This window comes from Pseudomonas sp. (assembly GCF_049645325.1).
Taxonomy (GTDB): Bacteria; Pseudomonadota; Gammaproteobacteria; order Pseudomonadales; family Pseudomonadaceae; genus Aquipseudomonas.
In genome coordinates, this window is record NZ_JBARTQ010000009.1 from 1 (window position 1) to 1,795 (window position 1,795).

At 61.3% G+C, this 1,795-nt stretch carries 4 protein-coding genes; 1 reads left to right on the top strand and 3 read right to left on the bottom strand.

The features are described 5' to 3' along the window. On the top strand, window positions 1–305 hold a 305-nt coding region (locus tag WBB95_RS00240; RefSeq protein WP_424485763.1), incomplete at its 5' end, for a GNAT family N-acetyltransferase. Here WBB95_RS00240 and WBB95_RS00245 read toward each other — a convergent pair. The 3 genes from WBB95_RS00245 to WBB95_RS00255 all read right to left on the bottom strand — a co-directional run bounded on the left by WBB95_RS00245 (window position 292) and on the right by WBB95_RS00255 (window position 1,704). After that, the gene (locus WBB95_RS00245) at window positions 292–717 is read right to left on the bottom strand and encodes a GNAT family N-acetyltransferase (protein ID WP_424485764.1); all 426 of its coding nucleotides are present in this window, start codon (window positions 715–717) and stop codon (window positions 292–294) included. The genes WBB95_RS00240 and WBB95_RS00245 overlap by 14 nt on opposite strands. A gap of 18 nt (window positions 718–735) precedes the next feature. Continuing rightward, on the bottom strand, window positions 736–1,227 hold the full coding sequence (locus tag WBB95_RS00250) for a GNAT family N-acetyltransferase (RefSeq protein WP_424485765.1): 492 nt from the start codon (window positions 1,225–1,227) through the stop codon (window positions 736–738). Between the two features lie 219 nt (window positions 1,228–1,446). Beyond that, window positions 1,447–1,704 (bottom strand): fructose-bisphosphate aldolase, encoded by a 258-nt coding sequence (locus tag WBB95_RS00255; RefSeq protein ID WP_424485766.1) that lies wholly within the window; start codon window positions 1,702–1,704, stop codon window positions 1,447–1,449. Window positions 1,705–1,795 lie beyond the last annotated feature (91 nt).

Sequence of the window (1,795 nt, forward strand, 5' to 3'; positions counted from 1 at the left end):
CCCAGCGCGGGGCAAGCCCGCTCACCACAAAAGTCGGCTCGGCTTCCGAACTGCAACGCCTGTATATCCAGGAGCGCTTCACCGGCCTGGGTATCGGCCAACAACTGCTGCAAGCGGCGGAACACCACGCGGCGCGCCAAGGCGCCTCGCTGTTATGGGCGACGGTGTGGGTCGGCAACGAACGCGCACTGGGCTTTTACCCTCGGCGCGGGTATGCGGCGTTGGGTGAGCCGACCTATACCTTTCAGGGCGAAACCCATGGAAACCGCCTGTTTGGCAAGGCGCTGAGCGTTACAGCCGCTTAGACAAAAACACCCGGCTGCTGCCCTCGGGTTCGCACGGGATCTCGCCAAACCGCACCCAGCCATGCTTCTCGTAAAACCCCGGCGCCTGGAAACTGAGGGTGTACAGCACCGCATTCTGGCAACCCCGGCGCCGGCCTTCGTCTTCGAAGGCGTGCAGCAACTGACTGCCGAGGCCCGAACCGCGCAAGGCGTCGGGCAAATGGAACAGGTCGAGGAAGGCCATGCCCAGGCTGGTTTTGCCCGTTATGCCGCCGAGGATTTGCTCGGTGATCGGGTCTTTGACCAGCACCGTCAACAGCCGACGGTCATTGGCGCCAGTGACAGCTTCGTTGAACGCCGCGAGGCCATTACCCAAAATGCGCTCGGCGTCTGGGTTGGGTTGGTCGCTGATCTCAATGCGCGGTGCCGTCATCACCCGACTCTCCCTGGCTTAAAGCGCCATCACCATCTCATGCCACGCCATCCCGCCATGGTCCGACGGCGAAGGCTGCACATAGGTGTAACCCATGCGCGTATATAGCGGCACATGTTGCTCCTTACACATCAAGTGAATCGTCTGCTTGCCCAGGCCACGCATGCGCTGCACAAACTCGGTCATCAGCCGCCTGGAATACCCCTTGCCCTGATGCGCCGGGTCGACCACCACCGACATGATCACCACATTCGGTGCCTCGGCCGAATGCCCCACCAACTCCTTGAACGCCTCGTCCGACATCACCACCTGATGGGCGCAACCGCAGTTGATGAAACCCACCACCGCGCCATCCGCCTCAAGGATCAAAAAGCCCTCCGGGTACTGCGCAATACGCGTGGCAATCTTCTCCAGCGTCGCGGCCTCGTCGCCTTCATAGGCCGTGATTTCAATCTCAAAGCAGCGCGCGGCGTCGGCGGGGAGGGCGTTGCGGAAGGTGAGGGCGGGCATGGGCATTTCCTGAGGCATTCAACGAAAAGCCACATCATAGGCATGAGCAGAGAAGACTGCCAGCCGGGCCACCGCCTGCCCCTGTGGGAGCTGTCGAGCCCCAGCGAGGCTGCGAAGGCAGCGGCGCAGTCATCCTCAACACTGGATCAACCCCCCATTTCCCTTACCCCAAAAACCAGAAAACCCGCCAACGCGGGTTTCCTTACAGCTCACATCACATCAAGCCACAGCAGGCGAATCAAACCCCCGCCGCTCAATCACCGAAAACACATCCGCCACATCCTGGACCATGATCCGAGCGGTGTTGGCGACGGTATTGATGTCGTGCTCGGCGTAGTCGGAGACGTTGGAACACGCCATCAGGTGCAGGTAGGCGAGGGCGGCGTTGAGGCGCTCGCTGGCGCAGGCGTGGAGTTCGCTGAGCGGGGCGTCGCCGTCGATGAGCAGGACGGGGTAGTCGGTTGCGGATTGGGACATGGGGGTGAAGCGGTGGGGCGGGTGTTGAATTTTCAAGGTAGAAATCCCTAAGAAAGAAGAGGTATTGAATAGCCGTAAAACAGGGGATCAC

Coding starts and splice junctions, on each gene's coding strand:
- WBB95_RS00245 (WP_424485764.1), bottom strand. CDS start 717: ATGACGGCACCGCGCATTGAGATCAGCGACCAACCCAACCCAGACGCC.
- WBB95_RS00250 (WP_424485765.1), bottom strand. CDS start 1,227: ATGCCCGCCCTCACCTTCCGCAACGCCCTCCCCGCCGACGCCGCGCGC.
- WBB95_RS00255 (WP_424485766.1), bottom strand. CDS start 1,704: ATGTCCCAATCCGCAACCGACTACCCCGTCCTGCTCATCGACGGCGAC.